Annotated in this window: 24 protein-coding genes and 1 tRNA gene; 15 read left to right on the top strand and 10 right to left on the bottom strand. The window is 64.9% G+C overall.

Annotation, left to right across the window (positions count from 1 at the left end):
- The 5 genes from B3T59_RS24130 to B3T59_RS24150 all read left to right on the top strand — a co-directional run.
- Positions 1 to 833, top strand: an 833-nt coding sequence (locus B3T59_RS24130; RefSeq protein ID WP_287005333.1) for a pseudouridine synthase, incomplete at its 5' end; no start/stop codon positions are given.
- A gap of 11 nt (positions 834 to 844) precedes the next feature.
- On the top strand, positions 845 to 1,528 hold the full coding sequence (gene cmk / locus B3T59_RS24135) for a (d)CMP kinase (protein WP_064863785.1): 684 nt from the start codon (positions 845 to 847) through the stop codon (positions 1,526 to 1,528).
- Entirely contained in the window at positions 1,525 to 2,973 is a 1,449-nt protein-coding gene (der, locus tag B3T59_RS24140) for a ribosome biogenesis GTPase Der (protein WP_251724019.1), read from the top strand. Before cmk ends, der begins: the two co-directional genes overlap by 4 nt.
- A gap of 143 nt (positions 2,974 to 3,116) precedes the next feature.
- Positions 3,117 to 3,383, top strand: a complete 267-nt coding sequence (locus B3T59_RS24145; RefSeq protein WP_064863775.1) for a GlsB/YeaQ/YmgE family stress response membrane protein — start codon at positions 3,117 to 3,119, stop codon at positions 3,381 to 3,383.
- A gap of 87 nt (positions 3,384 to 3,470) precedes the next feature.
- Positions 3,471 to 3,544, top strand: a tRNA-Pro gene (locus B3T59_RS24150).
- Between the two features lie 167 nt (positions 3,545 to 3,711).
- Here B3T59_RS24150 and B3T59_RS24155 read toward each other — a convergent pair.
- Positions 3,712 to 5,376 (bottom strand): ABC-F family ATP-binding cassette domain-containing protein, encoded by a 1,665-nt coding sequence (locus B3T59_RS24155; RefSeq protein WP_251723440.1) that lies wholly within the window; start codon positions 5,374 to 5,376, stop codon positions 3,712 to 3,714.
- A 76-nt stretch (positions 5,377 to 5,452) separates the two neighbouring features.
- Between B3T59_RS24155 and B3T59_RS24160 the strand changes: the two genes are divergently transcribed.
- Genes B3T59_RS24160 through B3T59_RS24175 form a run of 4 tightly spaced genes read left to right on the top strand, consistent with a single transcriptional unit; the run spans position 5,453 to position 7,764 of the window.
- Positions 5,453 to 5,848 (top strand): tautomerase family protein, encoded by a 396-nt coding sequence (locus B3T59_RS24160; protein ID WP_251723441.1) that lies wholly within the window; start codon positions 5,453 to 5,455, stop codon positions 5,846 to 5,848.
- Positions 5,849 to 5,897: 49 nt separating this feature from the next.
- On the top strand, positions 5,898 to 6,479 hold the full coding sequence (locus B3T59_RS24165; RefSeq protein WP_251723442.1) for a dihydrofolate reductase family protein: 582 nt from the start codon (positions 5,898 to 5,900) through the stop codon (positions 6,477 to 6,479).
- A gap of 47 nt (positions 6,480 to 6,526) precedes the next feature.
- On the top strand, positions 6,527 to 6,874 hold the full coding sequence (locus B3T59_RS24170) for a VOC family protein (RefSeq protein WP_251723443.1): 348 nt from the start codon (positions 6,527 to 6,529) through the stop codon (positions 6,872 to 6,874).
- Complete coding sequence (locus B3T59_RS24175; RefSeq protein ID WP_251723444.1) at positions 6,871 to 7,764, top strand: exodeoxyribonuclease III; 894 nt, start codon at positions 6,871 to 6,873, stop codon at positions 7,762 to 7,764. The genes B3T59_RS24170 and B3T59_RS24175 overlap by 4 nt, the downstream gene beginning before the upstream one ends.
- Here B3T59_RS24175 and B3T59_RS24180 read toward each other — a convergent pair.
- Together B3T59_RS24180 and B3T59_RS24185 are read right to left on the bottom strand one after the other, a co-directional pair.
- Entirely contained in the window at positions 7,729 to 8,217 is a 489-nt protein-coding gene (locus B3T59_RS24180; RefSeq protein ID WP_251723445.1) for a hypothetical protein, read from the bottom strand. The two genes, B3T59_RS24175 and B3T59_RS24180, sit on opposite strands and share 36 nt — an antisense overlap.
- 68 nt (positions 8,218 to 8,285) lie before the next feature.
- Positions 8,286 to 8,750, bottom strand: coding sequence for a DM13 domain-containing protein (locus tag B3T59_RS24185; RefSeq protein WP_251723446.1), 465 nt, complete (start codon positions 8,748 to 8,750; stop codon positions 8,286 to 8,288).
- Positions 8,751 to 8,927: 177 nt separating this feature from the next.
- Between B3T59_RS24185 and B3T59_RS24190 the strand changes: the two genes are divergently transcribed.
- The 3 genes from B3T59_RS24190 to B3T59_RS24200 are packed head-to-tail and all read left to right on the top strand — an operon-like array spanning position 8,928 to position 11,402.
- A complete protein-coding gene (locus B3T59_RS24190) occupies positions 8,928 to 9,617 on the top strand; it encodes a response regulator transcription factor (RefSeq protein ID WP_005206937.1) in 690 nt (229 codons plus the stop codon).
- Positions 9,617 to 10,759 (top strand): sensor histidine kinase, encoded by a 1,143-nt coding sequence (locus B3T59_RS24195; protein WP_251723447.1) that lies wholly within the window; start codon positions 9,617 to 9,619, stop codon positions 10,757 to 10,759. The genes B3T59_RS24190 and B3T59_RS24195 overlap by 1 nt, the downstream gene beginning before the upstream one ends.
- A gap of 34 nt (positions 10,760 to 10,793) precedes the next feature.
- The gene (locus B3T59_RS24200) at positions 10,794 to 11,402 is read left to right on the top strand and encodes an MSMEG_1061 family FMN-dependent PPOX-type flavoprotein (RefSeq protein ID WP_251723448.1); all 609 of its coding nucleotides are present in this window, start codon (positions 10,794 to 10,796) and stop codon (positions 11,400 to 11,402) included.
- On the opposite strand, the gene B3T59_RS24205 is transcribed toward B3T59_RS24200, so the two are convergent.
- Positions 11,396 to 12,214 (bottom strand): DUF1684 domain-containing protein, encoded by an 819-nt coding sequence (locus B3T59_RS24205; RefSeq protein WP_251723449.1) that lies wholly within the window; start codon positions 12,212 to 12,214, stop codon positions 11,396 to 11,398. The genes B3T59_RS24200 and B3T59_RS24205 overlap by 7 nt on opposite strands.
- Before the next feature lie 195 nt (positions 12,215 to 12,409).
- Between B3T59_RS24205 and B3T59_RS24210 the strand changes: the two genes are divergently transcribed.
- Positions 12,410 to 13,168 (top strand): ferritin-like domain-containing protein, encoded by a 759-nt coding sequence (locus tag B3T59_RS24210; protein WP_287005336.1) that lies wholly within the window; start codon positions 12,410 to 12,412, stop codon positions 13,166 to 13,168.
- Between the two features lie 5 nt (positions 13,169 to 13,173).
- Here the strand turns inward: B3T59_RS24210 and thiD are convergent, their stop codons facing one another.
- Both thiD and B3T59_RS24220 read right to left on the bottom strand, forming a co-directional pair.
- Complete coding sequence (gene thiD / locus B3T59_RS24215; RefSeq protein ID WP_251723452.1) at positions 13,174 to 13,986, bottom strand: bifunctional hydroxymethylpyrimidine kinase/phosphomethylpyrimidine kinase; 813 nt, start codon at positions 13,984 to 13,986, stop codon at positions 13,174 to 13,176.
- A gap of 106 nt (positions 13,987 to 14,092) precedes the next feature.
- The gene (locus B3T59_RS24220) at positions 14,093 to 15,466 is read right to left on the bottom strand and encodes an NADP-dependent succinic semialdehyde dehydrogenase (RefSeq protein WP_251723453.1); all 1,374 of its coding nucleotides are present in this window, start codon (positions 15,464 to 15,466) and stop codon (positions 14,093 to 14,095) included.
- 104 nt (positions 15,467 to 15,570) lie between these two features.
- On the opposite strand from B3T59_RS24220, the gene B3T59_RS24225 reads away from it, so the two are divergent.
- Together B3T59_RS24225 and B3T59_RS24230 are read left to right on the top strand one after the other, a co-directional pair.
- On the top strand, positions 15,571 to 15,993 hold the full coding sequence (locus tag B3T59_RS24225) for a nitroreductase family deazaflavin-dependent oxidoreductase (RefSeq protein WP_005206924.1): 423 nt from the start codon (positions 15,571 to 15,573) through the stop codon (positions 15,991 to 15,993).
- Positions 15,994 to 16,073: 80 nt separating this feature from the next.
- Positions 16,074 to 16,571, top strand: a complete 498-nt coding sequence (locus B3T59_RS24230) for a flavin reductase family protein (protein WP_251723455.1) — start codon at positions 16,074 to 16,076, stop codon at positions 16,569 to 16,571.
- Here B3T59_RS24230 and B3T59_RS24235 read toward each other — a convergent pair whose 3' ends face one another.
- From B3T59_RS24235 to B3T59_RS24250, 4 genes are all read right to left on the bottom strand, one after another.
- Positions 16,572 to 16,808 (bottom strand): hypothetical protein, encoded by a 237-nt coding sequence (locus B3T59_RS24235; protein WP_005206920.1) that lies wholly within the window; start codon positions 16,806 to 16,808, stop codon positions 16,572 to 16,574.
- 112 nt (positions 16,809 to 16,920) lie between these two features.
- Positions 16,921 to 17,775, bottom strand: coding sequence for a sigma-70 family RNA polymerase sigma factor (locus B3T59_RS24240; RefSeq protein WP_251723457.1), 855 nt, complete (start codon positions 17,773 to 17,775; stop codon positions 16,921 to 16,923).
- 142 nt (positions 17,776 to 17,917) lie between these two features.
- Positions 17,918 to 18,994, bottom strand: coding sequence for a threonine aldolase family protein (locus B3T59_RS24245; RefSeq protein WP_287005337.1), 1,077 nt, complete (start codon positions 18,992 to 18,994; stop codon positions 17,918 to 17,920).
- A gap of 37 nt (positions 18,995 to 19,031) precedes the next feature.
- Positions 19,032 to 20,561, bottom strand: coding sequence for a pyridoxal phosphate-dependent decarboxylase family protein (locus tag B3T59_RS24250; RefSeq protein WP_251723460.1), 1,530 nt, complete (start codon positions 20,559 to 20,561; stop codon positions 19,032 to 19,034).
- Positions 20,562 to 20,577: the final 16 nt, after the last annotated feature.

A 20,577-nucleotide genomic window follows, 5' to 3' on the forward strand; every position in this document is an offset into this window, starting at 1 on the left:
CGACGCCCGACGTCGAGGCAGGGCGCATCAGGCTGAACAACGCGCGACCAGCACGTCACCAGGGCGGCTCCGACGAGAGTGGCCACGCGACCTATGTCGACGACGGCGTACGTCTTCAGAAGGTTCTCGCACAGGCCGGCGTCGCGTCGCGTCGTGGCGCGGAGGAGATGATCGCCGCCGGTCGCGTCGAGGTCGACGGCGAAGTCGTGACCGAGCAGGGGCTGCGCATCGACCCCGACACCGCGGTCATTCGCGTCGACGGTGCTCGCGTCATCATCGACGAGACCAAGCAGTACCTCGCGTTGAACAAACCCAAGGGTTGGCAGTCGACAATGGCCGACGACCAGGGCCGCCCCTGCGTCGGCGACATCGTCGCCGAACGCGTCATGGCGGGCCAGCGACTCTTCCACGTCGGCCGACTCGACGCCGAGACCGAGGGTTTGCTGCTGCTGACGAACGACGGAGAGCTCGCCCATCGGCTGATGCACCCGTCCTACGAGGTTCCCAAGACCTACCTCGCGACGGTCAAGGGCGAGGTTCCGCGTGGTCTCTCGCGCACGCTGCGCGACGGCGTCGAACTCGACGACGGGCCGGTGTCCGTCGACGGATTCACCGTGATGGACGTCAACGACGGACAGTCGCTGGTGCGAATCACTCTGCACGAGGGCCGAAATCGGATCGTGCGTCGACTCATGGAATCCGTCGTGTTCCCGGTGACCTCGTTGGTCCGCACCCACATCGGCAACGTGGCACTCGGGGAGCAGCGTCCCGGAACGCTGCGAGTACTCGGGCGTGACGAGGTCGGTGCGCTGTACAAGGCGGTGGGGATGTGAGCGAGTCCGTCATGCCATCGCGCGTGATCGCGATCGACGGACCCGCGGGGACCGGAAAGTCCACTGTCTCAAAGCTTCTCGCGCAGCGGGTCGGTGCGCACTACCTCGACACCGGGGCCATGTACCGTGCCGCGACGCTCGCCGTGCAGCGGGCAGGTGTCTCGCCTGAGGCTCCCGACGCGATAGCCGCGGTCGTTGCCGACGCACGGATCGAACTGCGCGCAGACGGATCGGGCGGATCCTGGGTGTTCCTCGACGGTGACGACGTGTCGGCGCCGATTCGCACCGACGAGGTGACCAACGCGGTCTCCGCGGTCTCCGCGGTACCCGCCGTGCGGTCGAAGATGGTTGCGCTGCAACGGCTTCACGCAGTCGACGATTTCGTCGTCGTCGAGGGCCGAGACATCGGGACCGTCGTTTTTCCCGACGCGCAGGTCAAGATCTTTCTCACCGCGACGCCCGAAGCGCGGGCGCTACGACGACATCGGCAGAACCTTGCCGCCGGTCGTGACAGCGATTTCGAGCAGGTTCTCGAGAGTGTGAACCGCCGCGATCATCTCGACTCGACGCGGACCGTATCGCCACTGCGACCAGCAGACGACGCGGTCATCGTCGACACCAGCGACCTGTCGCTCGAGCAGGTTCTCGACGAACTCGCCGGACTGGTCCAGACACGAACCGGAGGTGCCGTGTGACCGAGCACGATGACTTCATCACTACCGATGTAACCGCCCAACCGGGCGACGGTATCTGGTCGGACGAAACCGATTGGGAACTGAGCGAATTCGACCTCGGCGAGCAGGGCGGCGAACCCGAGCGCCTCCCCGTCGTGGCGATCGTCGGCCGTCCCAACGTGGGCAAGTCGACGTTGGTCAACCGCATCCTCGGCCGTCGTGAGGCCGTCGTCGAAGATATTCCCGGCGTCACCCGCGACCGTGTGTCGTATTCGGCGTCGTGGTCGGGGCACCGATTCACCGTCGTGGATACGGGCGGTTGGGAACCCGATGCCAAGGGTTTGCAGCAGGCTGTTGCGAAACAGGCCGAATCGGCGATGGAGACTGCCGACGTCATCGTGGTCGTCGTCGACGCCACGGTCGGCGCCACCGCGACAGACGAGGCCGTTGCGCGCGTGCTTCGACGGTCGAAGACGCCGGTCATTCTCGTTGCCAACAAGGTCGACAGCGAGAAGCTCGAGGCCGAGGCTGCGTCGCTCTGGTCGCTGGGACTCGGTGAACCGCATACGGTCTCCGCTGCGCACGGCAGGGGAGCAGGTGATCTTCTCGACGTGATCCTGGAGAAAATGCCCGAGACCCCGCGGGATGCGGCGCCTGCGTTCGGCGGTCCCCGTCGCGTGGCGCTCGTGGGTAAGCCCAACGTCGGGAAGAGTTCGCTGCTCAACAAGCTCGCAGGTTCTGATCGCTCGGTCGTCGACAATGTCGCGGGCACCACCGTCGACCCCGTCGACGAGCTCGTCGAACTAGACGGACGGCCCTGGCTGTTCGTCGACACCGCGGGCTTGCGCCGCAAGGTGCACACCGCCAGTGGGCATGAGTACTACGCGTCGCTGCGCACGAGGTCGGCGCTCGAGGCCGCCGAGGTCGCGATCCTGCTGATCGACGCGTCGGAGCCGATCACCGAGCAGGATCTACGCGTGCTGTCGCTGATCATCGAGACCGGACGTGCCTTGGTGATCGCGTTCAACAAGTGGGATCTGGTCGACGAGGATCGTCGCTACCAGCTCGACAAGGAGATCGACCGCGAACTCGCCCGCGTGCCGTGGGCACGGCGTGTGAACATCTCGGCGATGACCGGACGCGCGGTCCAAAAGCTGGTGCCTGCCCTCGAAGGTGCGCTGGAGTCGTGGGACAAGCGCATCTCCACCGGCCAGCTCAACAACTGGCTCAAAGACGTCATCGCGTCAAATCCGCCTCCTCTTCGCGGAGGACGGCAGCCGCGCGTGATGTTCGCGACCCAGGCATCGGTGCGACCACCGACGTTCGTGCTGTTCACGACCGGATTCCTGGAGGCGGGCTACCGCCGCTTCCTGGAGCGTCGCCTCCGCGAGGAATTCAACTTCGACGGCTCGCCGGTCCGGATCAACGTGCGCGTGCGCGACAAGCGAGACCGTCGGAAGAAATAGGGCGGACGAAGCGTCGATTTACCTCATCTGTGTGCAGCTACCTTCGGCAGCGTCGAAGGTAGCTGCACGCAGGTCGGGTAGAAGCAAAACGCTGACCGCCCCGGAAGACGGAGCGCGCCGGGAGCCGTGGCATACCGCCAGGCGTGCTTATCTTGGCGATCATCGTATTCGGAATGGTTATCGGCGCCCTCGCGCAGTTGATCATCGGCGGCAAGAACATGTGGAACATCGACTGGGGGTTGGCGATCGTCGCCGGCATCGTCGGTTCGTTCATCGGCGGACTGTTGGTCAGCCTGCTCTCGGGCGACGGCATCTCGTTTCGGCCGAGCGGGATCATCGGCTCGTTGGTCAGCGCATTCATCGTGACCGGCTTGTGGATCTGGTACAAGAAGCGTTCGACTACCTCGTAGTCAGTGGGCGGGCACGGCCGTGACCAGGCGATTAGCCTCGAACGGCCGCCGTCGGCTAATGTTGTCGAGGCCCTCGCGAGAGGGCAACGGGCTGTGGCGCAGTTTGGTAGCGCACTTGACTGGGGGTCAAGTGGTCGCAGGTTCAAATCCTGTCAGCCCGACGCTGTGAAACCCCTTCCGACAAGCGTCGGAAGGGGTTTTTTCGATTCCGGGACCAACGGTTGGCGACCAACCGGGTTGCGGTTGCCCAGAGGCGCAGATACCGCTCGGGTGGGGAACCGCAAGGCCACACCGCTAAATGCCCCACCATCGTGACGGTCGCGGGGGGTCACTGCACGCTGACCCGCCCGCCGTCGACGTGCCACCGCGTATCGATACGCACCTTCTCGAGCATCCGACGGTCGTGGGTGACCAGGAGCAGCGCGCCGTCGAACGACTCGAGTGCCGCTTCAAGCTGTTCGATCGCCGGCAGGTCGAGATGGTTGGTCGGTTCGTCGAGCACGAGTACGTTGACTCCGCGCGCCTGAAGCAGCGCCAACGCCGCGCGTGTGCGCTCGCCCGGTGACAGGTCGCCGATGGCGCGGTCGACGTGGTCGGCGCGGAGGCCAAACTTCGCCAGCAGTGTTCGCACCTGCTCGGTCGAATAGTCGCCGACGAGTTGCTCGAACCGGTCGGCCAGCTGTTGTGAACCGGTGAATTGTCCACGCGCCTGATCGATGTGGCCGATCGCCACACTTGCGCCGAGACTGGCCGTGCCCTCGTCGGGCGTCACGGACCCGGTGAGTAGGCGCAGGAGCGTCGATTTTCCGGCTCCGTTGGGTCCGGTGATGCCGATCCGCTCGCCGGCGTTGACCTGGAGCGAAACCGGCCCGAGGGTGAAGGCTCCCTGTCGCACGACGGCATTGGCGACGGTGGCGACCACCGAGCTCGATCGCGGCGCCGATCCGATGGTGAAATCCAGCACCCACTCCTTGCGAGGCTCGGCGACTTCGTCGAGTCGAGCGATCCGACTCTCCATCTGCCGCACCTTCTGCGCCTGCTTCTCGCTGGACTCGCTGGCCGCGCGGCGTCGAATCTTGTCGTTGTCGGGAGCCTTGCGCATCGCATTGCGCACACCCTGACTCGACCACTCTCGTTGAGTGCGCGCCCGCGCCACGAGGTCGGCCTTCTTCTCGGCGAACTCCTCGTACTCTTCGCGGCGATGGCGCCGCGCGACCTCGCGCTCCTCCAGAAAGCTCTCGTAGCCGCCGTTGTAGACCGTGTTGGTGTGCTGGGCGAGGTCGAGTTCGATAACGCGAGTCACGCAGCGCGCCATGAACTCTCGGTCGTGACTCACCAGCACTACGCCGCCGCGCATGCCGCTGACGACTTCTTCGAGTCGTGCGAGTCCATCGAGATCGAGGTCGTTCGTGGGTTCGTCGAGGAGCGCGATGTCGAAACGTGAACACAGCAGCGCGGCCAACCCGACGCGGGCTGCCTGGCCTCCCGACAGTCCAGTCATGAGTGCGTCTTCGGGAGGAGTGTCGCCGGTTCGAAGGCCGACGTCGGCGAGTACGGCAGGCAGTCGCTCGTCGAGATCGGCGGCACCGGTCGCCAGCCAGTGGTCGAGTGCAGCCGAATACACATCGGACGGATTCTCTGCGCCAGACGCCGGCGCCTCGTCGGCCAAAGCTGCGGCTGCTACTTCCATGGCCTCGCTGGCCGCGGCGCATCCTGTTCGTCGAGCGACGTACTGTGCGACAGTCTCTCCCGGCACGCGCTCGTGTTCCTGTGGCAGCCACCCGACGAATGCGTCGGCGGGCGCCCGGCTGACGGTGCCCTCGAGCGGAGCGAGGCTGCCCGACAGTACCGCCAGCAACGTCGATTTGCCCGCGCCGTTGGCGCCAACGACCCCGACGACGTCGCCCGGCGCGACTGTCAGATCGAGATGATCGAACAGCACACGATGGGCGTAGCCGCCGGCGATGTCCTTGGCGACGAGTGATGCGGTCATTGCTATATCGTCGCACTCACATCGTTGCGGCATGTTCGCCGAGTCCGGCCGTGGAGTGCAGAGGTATCGTTTCTTGATGCCGAGCACCCAGGTCGAAGTTCGTCGAACGTACGCCCCCGAGACCGAGGCGGCGATTCTGGACGCGGTCCACGAATCCTTGGTCGCAGCGTTCGCGATCCCTGTCGAAGACAAACACGTGAGACTTGTTGTGCACGAGCCTCATCGCTTCGCGGTACCGCCGACCCTGTCGTCTCCGGAGGCGTACACCCTTGTTGTCGTCGACTGCTTTGCCGGCCGGAGCGTCGACGCCAAACGTGCTCTCTACCGAGAGGTTTCACGACGGCTGGGAGTGCTCGGCATCCCGGCCGACCACATCACGGTCATCGTTCGTGATATCGAGACCGCAAATTGGGGTATTCGAGGCGGGCAGGCTGCCTGCGATGTGGACTTGGGTTTCGACGTCAACGTGTGAGTGAACCGCACGCCCCGTCGACTCATGTCCGTTATGGGAGAATCAACCGATGCGCAGACTCGTCTACTACGTGGCAACGACGCTTGACGGATTCATCGCAGGACCCGGCGATGGTGACCCTTCCGGCGCTGACTTCTTCCCGATCACCGACGCGGTTGTGCAGTTCATCGTCGAGAACTATCCCGAGACGCTACCGGCGCCGGCGCGCACAGCGCTCGGAATCGACGGTGCGGGAACAGTTTTCGACACAGTCGTCGAGGGGCGTGGATCGTACGAACTCAGTCTTGCCGCGGGTATGGACGACGCATACCCACATCTTCGTCACCTGGTGTTCTCGACGACTCTTCCCGGGAACAACTCCGGTGCCGTGGAGATCGTGCGCGAAAGACCCGCCGCAACCGTACGCGAACTCAAACGCGAAGAGGGACTCGACATTTGGCTCGTCGGCGGCGGAACATTGGCACATGCGTTGCTCCCCGAGATCGACCGGCTGGTGCTCAAAGTGAACCCGTCGATCATCGGCAGTGGCGTGCCCCTGTTCAACGGGCCATTCGCGCCGACCCTGTTCACCCCGGTGGACGAGACAGATCTGCCCGGCGGTGTACGGGTGCTCACCTACGACCGCCGTTGACGGCGGCCCTGGCCGTGGGGCCGGGCAGTCGGTGAGAGAGTGGGAGCATGCATGTTGATCGCGTGGTTCCCAATCTCACCGTCTCGGATCTCGGCCAGGCCGTTGCTGAGCATTCTGCGATCCTGGGCTTGCACGTCCTCATGGACCACGGGTGGATCGTCACACTGGGGGACGACGACGGGCATCAGCTCAGCATCATGACCGCCGACGCGTCCGCGCCCGTCAACCCCGACGTCTCGATCTTCGTCGACGACGTCCGAGAAGCGCTCGCCCAGGCGCATGCCGCGGGCGCGGAGATCGTGCATCCGCTGACCGACGAACCGTGGGGCGTCACACGATTCTTCTACCGGGCATCCGACGGTCGCGTGATCAACGTCGGCACCCACACGCGGTGAACGGCGTCGAGCCCACGTCCGACGACCGGCCCGAGCCGTTCACTGTTGTGTCGTTCAACGTCAACGGCATCCGAGCGGCGCGTCGTCGAGGATTCGACGCGTGGTTGGCAGAACGAAACCCCGATGTTCTGGCGCTTCAGGAATTACGTTCTCCAGCAGCGGAAGTCGGCGGTTTTCCCGGGTACTCGGCCGCTCTCGACGTCGGATCGATTGCCGGACGCAACGGCGTGGCAATTCTGACCAAGACACCACCGACCGCAGTGCGGACCTGGCTGAGCGATCCGCCAAAAGCGCGCGGCCTCAGTGAGTTCGCCACTCATGGAAGGTACATCGAGGTCGATCTCGCCGACCGGCCTGTGACCGTCGGGTGCCTCTACCTACCGAAGGGCGGACTGCCCGCACATCGACAGAGAGCAGGAGCCATCCGCGACGCACCCGACGGTGGGGCGAAGTACGAACGTAAGCAACGATTCCTGAGTGCTTTCGGCCGCGAGCTGAACCGAAATCGTCTGGCGGCGTTGCGGAAAGGCCGTGAGTTTCTGCTTGTCGGGGATCTGAACATCGCGCATACTGAATACGACGTGACCAATTGGCGCGCTGCCCGGTCGATGGATGGCTTCCTGCCTGAGGACCGCGCCTGGTTCGATTCGGTCCTGGGGTCGCGACGGCTCGTGGACGTGGTCCGGCAGGTGCACGGCGACCGACCCGGACCGCTGACCTGGTGGAGCTGGGCAGGGGAGTCGTTCTCAAAGGACGTCGGCTGGCGCGTCGACCATCAGCTCGCCACACCAGGTCTGGCTCGCAGTGCGGTGGCGGCGACAGTGGACAAGGAATCGTCGCCAGCGCGGCGCCTGTCAGATCACGCCCCGCTGGTGGTGGCCTATCGATAGGATCGACCGACCCTCCCTGCCGCTTGCGGAAAGACGTTGTGGTGCAGCAGTTCCTGTGTGTTGAAATGCCATCACAATTGCACGGAGGTTGATTTGTGAGACTCCTGTAGCAAAAGTGGCAACTACCACTGACAGCACGAGCATGACCGGGTATTGGGTGATGAGCTGATCCGCCGACCAGTAGTTGCAGAGCTGAAACGCTGACAGCAGCGCCACAGGCAATGTGGCGATTCCGAGGATCAGCGCAATACCCAGTGCCACTTCGAGCAGCGGGACGCCAACGCCGAAGGCAGCAGGGATATGTCCGACGACGTCGCGGGTGAACGCGCGGTAGAAGCCGGGTACTCGCTCGTTGCTTGCTGCACTCTGCACGACGAGAAGAATGTCGGCCCGCCCGAAACCGGCGTGATACTTGACGATCCCTTCGTGCAGCCAGAGCGCGCCAAGTGCCACGCGTGCGAGGGTGGCGGCGACAACTGTTGCCACCCTCGCACTGCGCGCGACGCGTGAATCCGTTGTCGTCACTTCATCAGCTCTGCGGCACCGAATACGGCTTTGGCCTTGTCACAATGCACCACCACATCGGTGTAGTCGGCGGTGTCGACACCTGCGGGCACCGTGAACGACTGAGAAGCCTTGTCGTAGGCGACCTTACCGAGCTCGACGCCCGCGTCGATGTCAGCTTCCGACGTCCCCTTGGCTAGGTAGAGGTGTAGATCCGGCCCTTCATCCGACTCGAACCCCGCGAGGTCCACCTTGCCTGAGGCCACTGCGACGGTACCCGACACCTTTTTGTCGTTGAGTCCCGCGAACGCTCCGTGTGCTGCAGCCGTCGAGCTCATGGGGGCCATCGACATCTCGGCCGATGCGGACATCGGGGCCGCCGAGGTCGTCGTCGCAGATGTGCTCTGATCGCTGCATCCAGCGATGGCGCCGACGACGACGAAGGCTGCGAAGGCGCTGGCGACGAAGGTCTTGATCCGCATGTGTTTCTCCTGACGTGGTGGATGTGCCGACTCGGCACGACAGGAATTACAGCAATCGCGGAGGGCGCAATCGGCGATCATTTCAGCGTCGTAAGCCCACATTTCAGCGCCGTAATGATTTCAGCACCGCAATAGCTGAAGCTGGGGGACACGCGATTTCGCGGTTACGCTCGACTGATGCAGCAAGGCGCACGAGTGATGGTCGTCGAGGACGACCCGGCGGTCCGAACCGTCGTCGCTGATCACCTTCGTGCTGCGGGGTGCGAGGTCGCGATGCACGCCGATGGAGAGAAGGCATGGGTTGCGCTCAGCGCGGAGATGCCCGATCTGCTGATTCTGGATCGGATGATCCCACTGATCGACGGCGATGAATTGTGTCGTCGGGTGCGCGCAGTGTCTGAGGTACCGATCATCATGTTGACGGCGCTCGATGGACCCGACCATCGAATAGCCGGACTCGAGCGAGGCGCCGACGATTATCTCGGCAAGCCATTCGCGTTGAGGGAGTTGCAGCTTCGAGTGAACTCGTTGTTGCGCCGCAGCGCCAACACCAGTGCGCCGTTGACATTCACCGCGGGGCTGTTCCGCGTCGATCCCGCTCATCGCAGAGTGTGGGTCGACGGAAAGGAGATCGCGTTGACAGCCCGCGAGTACGAACTCCTGCTCTATCTGGTGCGCACTCCGGATCGGGTTGTCAGCCGGGAGGAGATCCTGCGCGAAGTGTGGCAGTGGGCCTTCGGCGACGCATCGACGGTGACAGTTCACGTGCGACGGTTGCGCGAGAAGATCGAACCAGAGCCTCGCTTTCCGCGCTTTCTGCACACCGAGTGGGGCGCCGGATACCGATTCACCGCACGGGGCGAATGATGTTGGGCCCTTATGAAGTCCTGCTGATCGCGGGCACCACGTTCGCGGCGACCGCGCTGGTGACCATCCTTACGGTGCTGGTCCTCAGGCTCACGCCGCACAGCGGTATTGCCCTGCGATGCGCTGTCGTCCTCGCGGGATCGTTGGTGTCGATCGTGGTGTCCACCCTGGCGGTTGCCGCGGAGATGTACCTGTCCGGGCACGACGTCGTCGTGCTCGCGTATGTCATCGGAATCTCGGCGCTGATGAGCATGATCGCCGGCTGGGCGGTGACGGGGCGCGCCATTCGATCGCCGGTTGAGGCGCTCGTCGCCGATGCCCGCCGGGTCGGCGACGGTGACGTTGTTACCGCGTCGCTCACAGGATGGCGCGAATTCGACGAGGTGTCAGCAGAATTGGCCGAGACATCGCGACGCCTGGCAGACGCCCGCGCACAGATTGCCGAATTGGATGCCGCGCGACGGCAGTTCTTCGCCTGGATCTCGCATGATCTGCGAACACCTCTCGCCGGAATGAGGGCGATGGCTGAGGCACTCGAGGATGGCACGGCAGCCGAGCCGGGACTCTACATCGCAACGATTCGCACGAAGGTCGACACAATCAACAAAATGGTCGACGACCTGTTCCAGCTGTCCAAGCTCCAGACCGGTTCGTTGGAGCTGTGTTGCGAGCCTGTTGTCCTACGCGATCTTGTCAGCGATGCCGTGGCGGACGTTCAGGCGATCGCGACCGGTCGAGGTATACGCATTGTCGACGATGGAATTGACGGTCACGTCGTCTGGGCGGATCCCCGCGAGATCACACGCGCGATCGGCAACCTGCTGAGCAACGCCGTACGGCATGCGCCGGATGAGAGCACGATCACCGTCCGTGCAGTCGAAGGCGACGAGACGCTGGTGCTCAGCGTCGTCGATCAGGGCGAGGGAGTGTCGTCGGAAGACCTCGGGTCGATCTTCGACATCGGATGGCGCGCAGACACCGCGCGCACGTCTGACCGCGTCGACTCTGCGACGACGGGGGCCGGTCTGGGTCTCGCTATTGTGCGAGGCATCGTCGAAGCGCACGGTGGAAGCATTCGGGCGCAACGCACGGCCGCCGGCTTTCAACTGGATCTGGAACTGCCGACCGCCGCAGCCGGTTGACCTCATATCGTGCTGGCTGGGCATCATGGAGGGTATGCAGATCACCACGCAGGCACAGTTGCGGGAGATCGTCGGGCATCCGGCAGAGATCATCGCGAACAAGGCCATGCCGCAGCTGCTGGCGGCGCACGTCGAATGGCTCGCCGCGACACCGATGATCTTTCTGGCCACATCGGACGCGTCGGGACGCGTGGATGTATCACCCAAGGGCGACCCCGCGGGCAAGGTGGTGCACGTCATCGACGAACACACCATCGCGATCCCCGAGCGCCCAGGTAATCGACGCGTGGACGGTTACGAGAACATCCTCGCCAATCCGCACGTCGGCGCGATCGCGGTGATCCCGGGGCGTGGCGACACGTTGCGGGTCAACGGATCGGCACGCATCGTCGACGATGGTCGGTACTTCGACCAGCTCGCGGTCCGCGGCAAGCGACCCATCCTCGCCGTCGAGGTCGACGTCGAGGAGGTGTTTTTCCACTGCTCGAAGGCGTTCATGCGGGCCGAACTCTGGAAGCCGGAAACGTGGGACCCCACCAAGGTGCCGAGCACCGCGAAGCTCGCCAAACAGGTGATGGCGGGCCTCGACGACATTCCGGACGAGGAGTTCGGCGACGAAGCGTACCGACCGTGGCTCTACTGAGATGAGCGCTCGTACGGCGTCTTCTCGCCTGCGGTGACCTCGACATCGAGGTGATTGCCCGCGGGCGGTAGCGGGCACGTGGCGAAGTCGATGAACGCGCACGGCAGATTGGTCGCGCGATTGAAGTCGAGCACCACACGTCCGCCGTTGCGCAGCACCTCGTCGGCGGCGTCGACGGCCAGGCTTCGATTCGCCGCATACGTGGTGATTCCCGAGGTTGTATCTGTGAACAGCACGCTCAGCCCGCCCTGCTTGCCGTTGAAGGCAATGAGTCGACGCTGCTGCCCGTCGTGGTCAAAGACCAGCTCACCGGGGGAGACGTACACGTGGGCCAAACCCTCCGCGACGGCGCCGACGGTCACCGGCCGCGGCTGTTCGTACGGCTCGAACCGCGCTTCGACGACCCACGCGGGATCGGCGTCATAAGCCGGAACGCCACGAAAATTGCGCACCGTGGGTGCGTTCTCGTCGTGCACGCGGATCAGATAGCCGTCGCCGCGTCGTGCTACTTCGATGTGTACGTTTTCGATGTCCACGACCTCACCCGGCCCGGTCGGTTCGAGGTCGAAATCGCGGGTGTCGAAGGACTCGCCGTCGCCCGGTCGAAGGTGGGCGGTCGGGCCGTCGAACCACCAGGTTCCCGGCAGCCCCTCGAAACGCGACGGTTCGGTGTCGAGCCATTCGAGGCGGTTGATCGACAGCCAACCGAGCGGAGCCGCGAGATCACGCTCGCGTGCGGCGTGCCACTGCTGCCATTCCTCAGCGAAGCCATCCTCGGCAGACGTTGCCGATGTGGACACTGTTCGGGTCATTCGATGCTCCCTGGATCGTTCGCGTTACTGACGTCCACTGCAACGACGAGGAGTAGACCGTCGTGCCCACAGACGCCCGCTGGGTCCAATCCTTGACTCGGCGTCGGCCGCCCCTGCAGCCCCTCGTGCACGCGCTCACCGGGCTGGCATCGTTTGTCCGAATGAGCATCGGACAGCAGACGCTAGCCCGGCCGGATGAACCCGTCCCGATACTGGCGTAACGACTTCGACGATGCCATCCCACGACGCGTGCGCGCAGGCGAACCCGACTGGGGCCGCGGTTCGAAACTGCCGCGCTCGGTGGTCAAGAGTCTGCAGAAGTTCCAGGTCGGGGAAAGCGGTGACGGTGCGCACCTGATTGCCAAAGCGGACTCGACCGGCGACACGGATTACGCACACGCGGTGCGGCTTTTCGTCGCAGAGGAGCGCGATCACGCGCGAATGCTCGAGGAACTGCTATGTGCCGCTGGCGCTGTTCCAATCGATCAACACTGGTCGGATGCCGTGTTCGTGCGACTCCGACGCTCGATGGGGCTGCGGATGGAGATCATGATCCTCGCGATCGCCGAGGTGATCGCGCTGCGCTACTACCGTGCGCTCGCGGAGGGGGACGACGCTCTTCTCACCGAGGTTGCCGAGCGGATTCTCGCCGACGAGGTGCGCCACGTGCCGTTTCAGTGCCACCGCCTGCGCGTGGCATTTGCGCGCACTCCGACGTGGCAGCGCGCCGGTATCGCTGCGGCCTGGCGTGGGCTGGCGCTGGCGGTCTCTGCGCTTGTCGCCGTCGACCACGGTGGTGCGCTCAGGGACCTGGGTGTCGGGAAATGGCGGTTCGTCCTCGAGACCCGACGGTTGTTCGCCGACGCATCCGACGCGGCGTTCGGTCAGGCCCGCGAACTCGCGGGCGACGGCTTGCCGACGTCCAGACAACCCGCCGGGGTCCACGCGGGCTGAAGCGATCAGGCCTCGAGCGCGTCCACGAAAGCGCCCTGCCACACCGTGTCGAACGGGGTGTGCCCCGACACGCGGCCGTTGATGCCCGCCGTGGTGAATTCCTTGGCGAATGCCACAGCCTCACCGATCTCGGCGCCCTTCGCCAACTCGGCCGTGATGGCGGCGGCGAGCGTGCATCCGGCCCCGGAGACTCGCTCGGACCCGACTTTCGGCGCGGCAAGGACTGTCACGTCGGACCCGTCGAACAGCACGTCGACGGCGTCGTCCCCGGGAAGTTCGACGCCGCCCTTCGCGATGACGTACTTCGGCCCGAGATCGGCGATGCGGCGCGCGGCCTCAGCGAGATCGTCGACGCTGGTGATCTCGTCCATGCCGGACAGGGTCTGCGCCTCGAAGAGATTCGGGGTGACCACCGTCGCGAGCGGAATGACCTTCTCGCGCAACGCCGTATCGGTGTCGAGTGCGGCGCCCGGCTCTTGGCCCTTGCAGATGAGGACGGGATCGACGACGACATGCCGCCACTGTCGCGCGGCAAGAGCGTCGGCGACGACGTCGATGGTCGCGGGAGTCCCGAGCATGCCGACCTTGACCACGTCGAGGTCGTGGGTCGCTGTGGCCGCCTCGATCTGGTCGGCGATGACGTCCGGTTCGACGGGGACGAACCGGTGCGCCCACCCGTTCTTCGGATCGAACGAGACGATGCAGGTGATGGTGCCGACTCCGTAGACACCCAGCTCCTGGAAGGTCTTCAGATCGACTTGAATCCCGGCGCCGCCAGTCGCTTCCGAACCGGCGATGACATATGCAAAATCAACCACACATCAAGCCTACGACTCGATGAAGTGGGGCCTGGAGTCGCCTTTCACGAGGCGGCAGTGAAGCTCGAGCGCGAGGCCGTCGACTTGTTTGACGATCAGGCTCCGATCAGGCAATCCATACCGTCTTGATGTTGCAGAACTCGTGGATGCCGTGGGAGGTCAGTTCGCGGCCATTGCCTGATCGCTTGATCCCGCCGAATCCCAGTTCGGGATACGAGGTGGTCATGCCGTTGATGAACACCTGGCCCGAATCGATCCGGTCGATGAACTGATCCTGTTCGGCCTCGTCGGTGGTCCAGGCGTTTCCGCCGAGGCCGAAGGTGGTGTCGTTGGCGATCGCAATCGCCTCGTCGATGTCCTCGACGCGGTACAGCGCTGCTACCGGACCGAACGCTTCGGCGGAGTAGATCTCCATGTCGTCGGTGATGTCGGCGAGGATCGTCGGTTCGTAGAACCATCCGGGCCGCTCGACTCTGCTGCCACCGATGAGTACCTTCGCGCCCTTGCCGACAGCGTCGTCGACAAGTTCTTCGAGATCGGTGCGCCCCTGTTCGGTGGCGAGCGGTCCGACGTCGGTGGCGTCGTCGGTGGGATCTCCGATGACGAGGCCGCGGAATCCCTCGGTGAAATGGTCGACGAACTGGTCGTACACGTCGGCGTGGATGATGAATCGTTTTGCGGCGATACAGGATTGGCCGTTGTTCTGCACTCGTGCCGTGACGGCGGTCTTCGCGGCGGCCGCGATGTCGGCGCTGGGCATGACGATGAAGGGGTCGCTCCCTCCGAGTTCGAGCACGGTGTGCTTGACCTCGTCTCCCGCGATCGCGGCCACCGACCGACCCGCGGGTTCGCTTCCGGTCAGTGTCGCCGCGGCGACCCGTGGATCACGCAGGATCGACTCGATCATTCCCGAACCGATCAGGAGCGTCTGGAAGCAGCCCTCCGGAAAACCGGCTCGATGCAGGACGTCTTCGAGATACAGGGCTGATTGCGGAACGTTGGAGGCGTGCTTGAGAATGCCGACGTTGCCCGCCATCAGCGCGGGTGCCGCGAAGCGCACCGCCTGCCAGAGCGGGAAGTTCCACGGCATGATCGCCAGTACGACGCCGAGTGGTTGATAGCGCATATATGCGCGACTGGCGCCAACAGCTTCGGCGTCGGCCTGCTCGTCGGCGAGCATGGCGGCGCCGTGGTCGGCGTAGTAGCGAAAGCCCTTCGCGCACTTCAGTGTTTCTGCCTTGGCTGAGGCGAGGGTCTTGCCCATCTCCTCGGTCATCATGGCTGCGACGCCGTCGGCTTCGGCTTCGAGTAGGTCGGCGGTGGCGCGCAGCCAGGTCGCGCGCTGCTCGAACGAGGTGGTGCGATAGCTCGCGAAACCACTGACCGCTCGGTCGAGCGCCTCGTCGACTTGGTCTTCTGTCAGGGAATCGAACTCCCGGACGATCTCTCCGGTCGCCGGATTGGTGGTGGCAATGGCCATGTCGCTGGTCCTTCCGCGTCGGGTCCCCTCTCATGCCTACCACTCGTGATCGAAACGTTGCGTCGATGCGGAATCAGCGCGGCGCGGAGGGCGTTGTGCGACCCATGAGCGAACAACCGGAATTGAGCCCGAGCGACTGGGTACGTGATCAGACCAAGAAGATCCTCGAGCAGGGGACGACCGACGGTGTGCTGGTTGCCGATCGTCCCGTCGTGCTGTTCACCACGACGGGTGCCAAGTCGGGGAAGAAGCGCTACACACCATTGATGCGCGTCGAGGAGAACGGCAAGTACGCCATGGTCGCGTCGAAGGGTGGCGCTCCCGAACATCCGGCGTGGTACTTCAACGTCAAGGCGAATCCGCAGATCACAGTCCAGGACGGCGACAAGGTGTACGAACTCACCGCCCGCGAGGTCGAGGGCGATGAGCGTGAGCACTGGTGGGAGCTTGCGGTGGCCGCATACCCGCCCTACGCCGAATACCAGACCAAGACCGATCGTCAGATCCCGGTGTTCGTGCTCGAATGACGATATCGGCAGCTCCCGCGGGGTGATTTGCCTCCCATCTCATGGACTTGAAGTGCTGTTGAGGTTTTATCGTCGACGGTATGCAGTCGCTTTCTGACGCGGTGGATGCGCGCACTGCCTTCACCACCGCGTTTCGTCTTCACCCCGCGGGAGTTGCCATTGTCGCCGCCGAGACCTCTGGGGGTCTCGCGGGTCTGACGGTCTCGAGCCTGGCGTCGGTGTCCGTCGACCCGCTCGCCGTCTCGTTCTCTGTGACCAGTTCGCGAGGGAGCGCCGGCGCGGTGCTCGGCGCCGACACCATCGGAATCAGTTTGCTCGACGCCCGACACGTCGACGTTGCCGACGCCTTTGCCCGTCCAGGGGCACCCAGATTCACGACGAATCAGGGCTGGACCAGTTTCGAGTCGGGCGAGCCGGTCCTGCGTGATGCAACCGCTGCGCTGCGGTGTGTCGTCGTCGAAACGATTGCGGTGGGATCGTCGACCCTCGTCGTTGCCGAGGTACTCGAGACGCGGCTCGGTTCGTCGACGCAACCGCCGATGGTCTACCGCGACCGCGCTTTCCACAGGCTCACCTGATCAGTCCTCGGGCAGCCCTGCGAACGTCTGCTTGACGCCCTTGTACCAACCTATCGACTGACGAGGGTGACGCCAGCGACCCTTCATCGCGTCGCGCGCGTCCTGATGTGTCGTGTCACCGGCTTTTTCGGCATCCTTGAGATGCTGGTCCTGCGCTTTGATGATCTCGTCGGCGGTCGCGCCGTGGTGCGCCAGTTCGCAGGGGCCGCCGAGTTGCGTGCAGGTCATGGTTTTCATCGGATCTCCTCAATAAAGGGCCGTGCTTTGTGCACGGGCGGTTCTTGGTCATAGATTTCTTGGTGCTGCACAGGGATGACGAATCGGCGGCCTCGAATGTGACCGAACGAGGTCAGGCGCGGTACTCGTTCTTCTCGCGTCGGACAACACGGCCGAGAACGTCCTGATCGGCGCGGAACGTGATCCGGGCGACCATGCCGTCGACCACGTCGAAGTCGAACAGGACCATCGCGGCGCCGCGATGGAACCACGCCGACGCCGGGCGGTCGTCGACGAAGACCGCCAGCGCGCCCTTGGCGCTCCCGTTGAAGAAATCGGCGATGCTGCGTCGGCCGTCGATCTGGGCGGGGGTGCCGGTGGCTATCGCAACGTCGTCGGCTCTGACCTGGGCGTCGGGAGCCAGGAGCTCGAGAAGACGCTCGAAGTCACCGTCGCGGGCTGCAGCCATGAACGCGTCGACGACCTCCCAGTCGGCGAGGGTGTGGTCGGCCGCGGGTTGGCGTACTTTTGCCCTGGCCCTCGAGGCGAGTTTGCGTGCGGCCGTGGGCGTGATGTCGAGTGCTGACGCGATGGTCGCGAAGTCGAAACCGAAGGTGTCATGCATGACGAACGCGACGCGTTCGGCGGGTGACAGGCGGTCGAGAACCACGGTGAGCGCGATCCCCACTGAATCCGACAGCGCGATCACGTCAGCGGGATCGGGATCCTCGGAGTGTTCGTCGATCGCGGGTTCTGCGGCCTCGGGGATTCGGGCCCGCAGTCGGTCGAGACACAGCCTGCTGGTGACGGTGGTCAGCCAAGCCGGCAGATCTTCGATGTCGGTCTCGGTCGCGTTCATTCGCAGCCAGGCCTGCTGCACAACATCCTGGGCTTCGGCGTCGTCGCCCAGAATGCGGCCGGCCACGCGGATCAGGCGTGGGCGCTCCGCGTCGAATTGGTGGGCGCGATCATCCGAGTTCAGAACCATGTCACCACCTCGTCTCTGGCTGGCTTGTCCCAGCCCGTTGTGTCCAGTCCCAGTGTCTTGTTGTTGACTCACACCTTGTTGACGGTTCACAGCACGCAGATGTGACAGCACGCAGATGTGACAGCTCCGCGGCGAGGACGGGTCACGTCGTCGCGAATCCCCAGCGGATCGCGTCGACGAAGCGGTCGACATCGTCGGTGGTCGTGTCCCAGGCGGTCATCCAGCGCACCTCGCCGACGCTTCGGTCCCAGTCGTAGAAGTGCACGCGTTCGCGGATGCGGTCGGCGATGTCGACCGGCAGTCGGGCGAAGACGGTGTTGGACTCAGTCTTCTGGGTCAACGTGAGCCCGGCGAGTGAGCCGTCGTCGATGCCCTTCTCCAGCTCGGCGCGCAGCCGGGCCGCCAGGGCGTTGGCGTGCGCGGCGTTTCGGAGACCGAGGTCGTCGTCGAACAGCGCGAGCAGCTGTGCGGAGGTGAACCGCATCTTGCTCGACAGTTGGGTGGTCGATTTGCGGAGGAATCCGGCGCCGGGAGCGCGGTCGGGGTCGATCACCACGACCGCCTCGGCGGCCATGGTTCCGTTCTTCGTCCCGCCGAGGCTCACGATGTCGACACCGGCGTCGGTGAGGAACTCTCGAAACGGTTGCCGCAGAGCGGCGGCGGCGTTCCAGAGCCGCGACCCGTCGACGTGGACCGCCATTCCGAATCGGTGTGCCGTCTCACTGAGGTCGGCGATTTCTGCTGCGGTGTACAGGGTTCCGAGTTCGGTGACCTGTGTGATGCTGACCGCCAGAGGCTGTGCGAGCTGCTCATCGCCGAGCGCGTCAGCTCCTGCTTCGATCTGCGACGGAGTGAGCTTGCCGTCGCCGGTGCTCATGCCGATCACCTTGATGCCCGAAAGACGCTCGGGCGCAGCGCCTTCAGAGGTGTTGATGTGTGCGCTGGATGGCGCGATGACAGCACCCCACCGTGGAAGAAGTGCCGAGAGTGCGACGACGTTCGCGCCCGTGCCGTTGAAGAGTGGGTAGACCTCGGCACGATCGCCGAACTGACCACGGACCACGTCGCGGAGACTGCGCGTGTACTCGTCTGCGCCATACGGAGACTGGTGTCCGCCGTTGGCGGCTGCGAGCGCTGCGAGCACGTCGGGATGGATTCCCGCGTAGTTGTCGCTGGCGAAGGAGCGGTGGTTGTCGTCGTGTAGCGAAGAGATGGTCACGCTGTCCACGTTGTCACTCTCGGCGAGCCGGCTCAATCTACGGGCTGCAATACGCGGCGAGGAACTCGGCCAGCAGGCGGGCGGTGACGGGGCGTGGCAATGACTCGACGGCCGCGATGATCGCGGGCATGTCCAGGTCTGACGCGCCACCATGCCGACGCGGGTCGATCCCGGCAGCAATCAGAACCTCTTCCGCTGCCGCACTGGGCAATGCGAGCGCCTGGTCGAGAGTGACGGCGCCGCTGTCGAATGCTCCGGCCACTTCACGTAGGGCCTCGGGCGCCGGCCGGGCGGGCGCGCCGCGGACCTCTTCTGCCGCGAGCGCGAGCACCTCGACGAGTTCGTCGACGACGGAATCGGTAACCGGTGTGATCGTCAGGTGTGTGGTGGCAGGCAGGACTGTGCCGTCCGGCTGCGTGAAGGCGGGCTGAGCCTGTAGTGCGAATCCGCGGGCCGACACCGCGGAGCCCCACAGGTGGGTGTCGACGGGTTCGGATGCCTCAGGGTCGGTGCGTACGGCGAGAACCGGTCCCGACGGCGCGCCGACGACGCATAGCCCGTCGATCCCATCTATGGCTGTGACGACGTCATCGAAGGCGTGTCGGATTCGTCGCGTCAATGCGGCGTACCCGTCGGCACCCAGGGTTCGGCTGACCGCCCATGCCGAGGCGAGTCCCGCGGCGGAGCGCGAGCCGAGCAGCGTCGGATTGACGATCGGGTAGCCGGGCCAGTCGGTGATGGAGAAGAACTGGGCGCGGTGTCGGTCGCGGTCGCGGTGCAGCAGAAGCGACGAGCCTTTTGGCGCGTAGCCGTACTTGTGCAGGTCGGCGGAGAGGCTGGTGACTCCGTCTACTCGAAAATCCCAGGGAGGCAGACCATCCCACCACGCCAGTGCGAAACCGCCGAGGCAGGCGTCGACGTGGAAGGCGAGATCGCGCGACCGGGTGATCTCGGCGATCTCGGCGATCGGATCGAGCGCTCCCGTCGGGTAGTTGGGTGCCGAGGCCACAACGAGAATCGTGTCGTCCCGAATGGCATCGGCGATGTCGTTGGCGCGCACCGCAGTCGATGCCGTCGGCACGGGCACCCGAATCGCCTCGACACCGAACAACGCGGCGGCTTTGAGGAACGCTGCGTGTGCGGTCGTCGGCACGACCATCGACGACTGCCCGGGTGCGGCGCCCGCGCGATCGCGGGCAGCCTTCACGGCGAGCAGGCAGCTCTCGGTGCCACCGGAGGTGACCGACCCGACGGCGTCCGGACCGTGGAAAGTAGTGCGGCCGAACTCGATCAGATCGCGTTCCATTGCCGCCACGGAGCCGAAGACCGTCGGGTCGAGTCCGTTGACCGACTGCACCATTCGTGCTGCCGATGCCGCGACCTCGTCGAGCACCCCGAGTCCGGAATCGTAGACGTACGACAGCACATGTCCGCCGTGGGTCGGAGCATCCGCCGATCGATAGTCAGCCAGCACCTGCAGAGCCGCGTCGGCTCGATCCTTCAGGTTCGGTGGTTCCTGAGCTCGTGGAGCCACCGGGTCGGTTGCCTCGGGTTCGGGAGCGGTCATCGACATCGTCCTTTCG

The sequence above is a fragment of the Gordonia sp. UBA7860 genome (assembly GCF_002500165.1).
Lineage (GTDB): Bacteria > Actinomycetota > Actinomycetes > Mycobacteriales > Mycobacteriaceae > Gordonia > Gordonia sputi.

Bases quoted from the DNA above. Each gene is read 5' to 3' on its own strand.
- B3T59_RS24185 (WP_251723446.1), bottom strand. From the start codon at position 8,750: ATGCGGATCAAGACCTTCGTCGCCAGCGCCTTCGCAGCCTTCGTCGTC.
- B3T59_RS24160 (WP_251723441.1), top strand. From the start codon at position 5,453: ATGCCGAGCACCCAGGTCGAAGTTCGTCGAACGTACGCCCCCGAGACC.
- B3T59_RS24210 (WP_287005336.1), top strand. From the start codon at position 12,410: ATGAACCCGTCCCGATACTGGCGTAACGACTTCGACGATGCCATCCCA.
- cmk (WP_064863785.1), top strand. From the start codon at position 845: ATGCCATCGCGCGTGATCGCGATCGACGGACCCGCGGGGACCGGAAAG.
- B3T59_RS24230 (WP_251723455.1), top strand. From the start codon at position 16,074: ATGCAGTCGCTTTCTGACGCGGTGGATGCGCGCACTGCCTTCACCACC.
- B3T59_RS24195 (WP_251723447.1), top strand. From the start codon at position 9,617: ATGTTGGGCCCTTATGAAGTCCTGCTGATCGCGGGCACCACGTTCGCG.
- B3T59_RS24200 (WP_251723448.1), top strand. From the start codon at position 10,794: ATGCAGATCACCACGCAGGCACAGTTGCGGGAGATCGTCGGGCATCCG.
- B3T59_RS24220 (WP_251723453.1), bottom strand. From the start codon at position 15,466: ATGGCCATTGCCACCACCAATCCGGCGACCGGAGAGATCGTCCGGGAG.
- B3T59_RS24240 (WP_251723457.1), bottom strand. From the start codon at position 17,775: ATGGTTCTGAACTCGGATGATCGCGCCCACCAATTCGACGCGGAGCGC.
- B3T59_RS24225 (WP_005206924.1), top strand. From the start codon at position 15,571: ATGAGCGAACAACCGGAATTGAGCCCGAGCGACTGGGTACGTGATCAG.
- B3T59_RS24205 (WP_251723449.1), bottom strand. From the start codon at position 12,214: ATGACCCGAACAGTGTCCACATCGGCAACGTCTGCCGAGGATGGCTTC.
- B3T59_RS24170 (WP_251723443.1), top strand. From the start codon at position 6,527: ATGCATGTTGATCGCGTGGTTCCCAATCTCACCGTCTCGGATCTCGGC.
- B3T59_RS24155 (WP_251723440.1), bottom strand. From the start codon at position 5,376: ATGACCGCATCACTCGTCGCCAAGGACATCGCCGGCGGCTACGCCCAT.
- B3T59_RS24235 (WP_005206920.1), bottom strand. From the start codon at position 16,808: ATGAAAACCATGACCTGCACGCAACTCGGCGGCCCCTGCGAACTGGCG.
- B3T59_RS24250 (WP_251723460.1), bottom strand. From the start codon at position 20,561: ATGACCGCTCCCGAACCCGAGGCAACCGACCCGGTGGCTCCACGAGCT.
- B3T59_RS24190 (WP_005206937.1), top strand. From the start codon at position 8,928: ATGCAGCAAGGCGCACGAGTGATGGTCGTCGAGGACGACCCGGCGGTC.
- B3T59_RS24165 (WP_251723442.1), top strand. From the start codon at position 5,898: ATGCGCAGACTCGTCTACTACGTGGCAACGACGCTTGACGGATTCATC.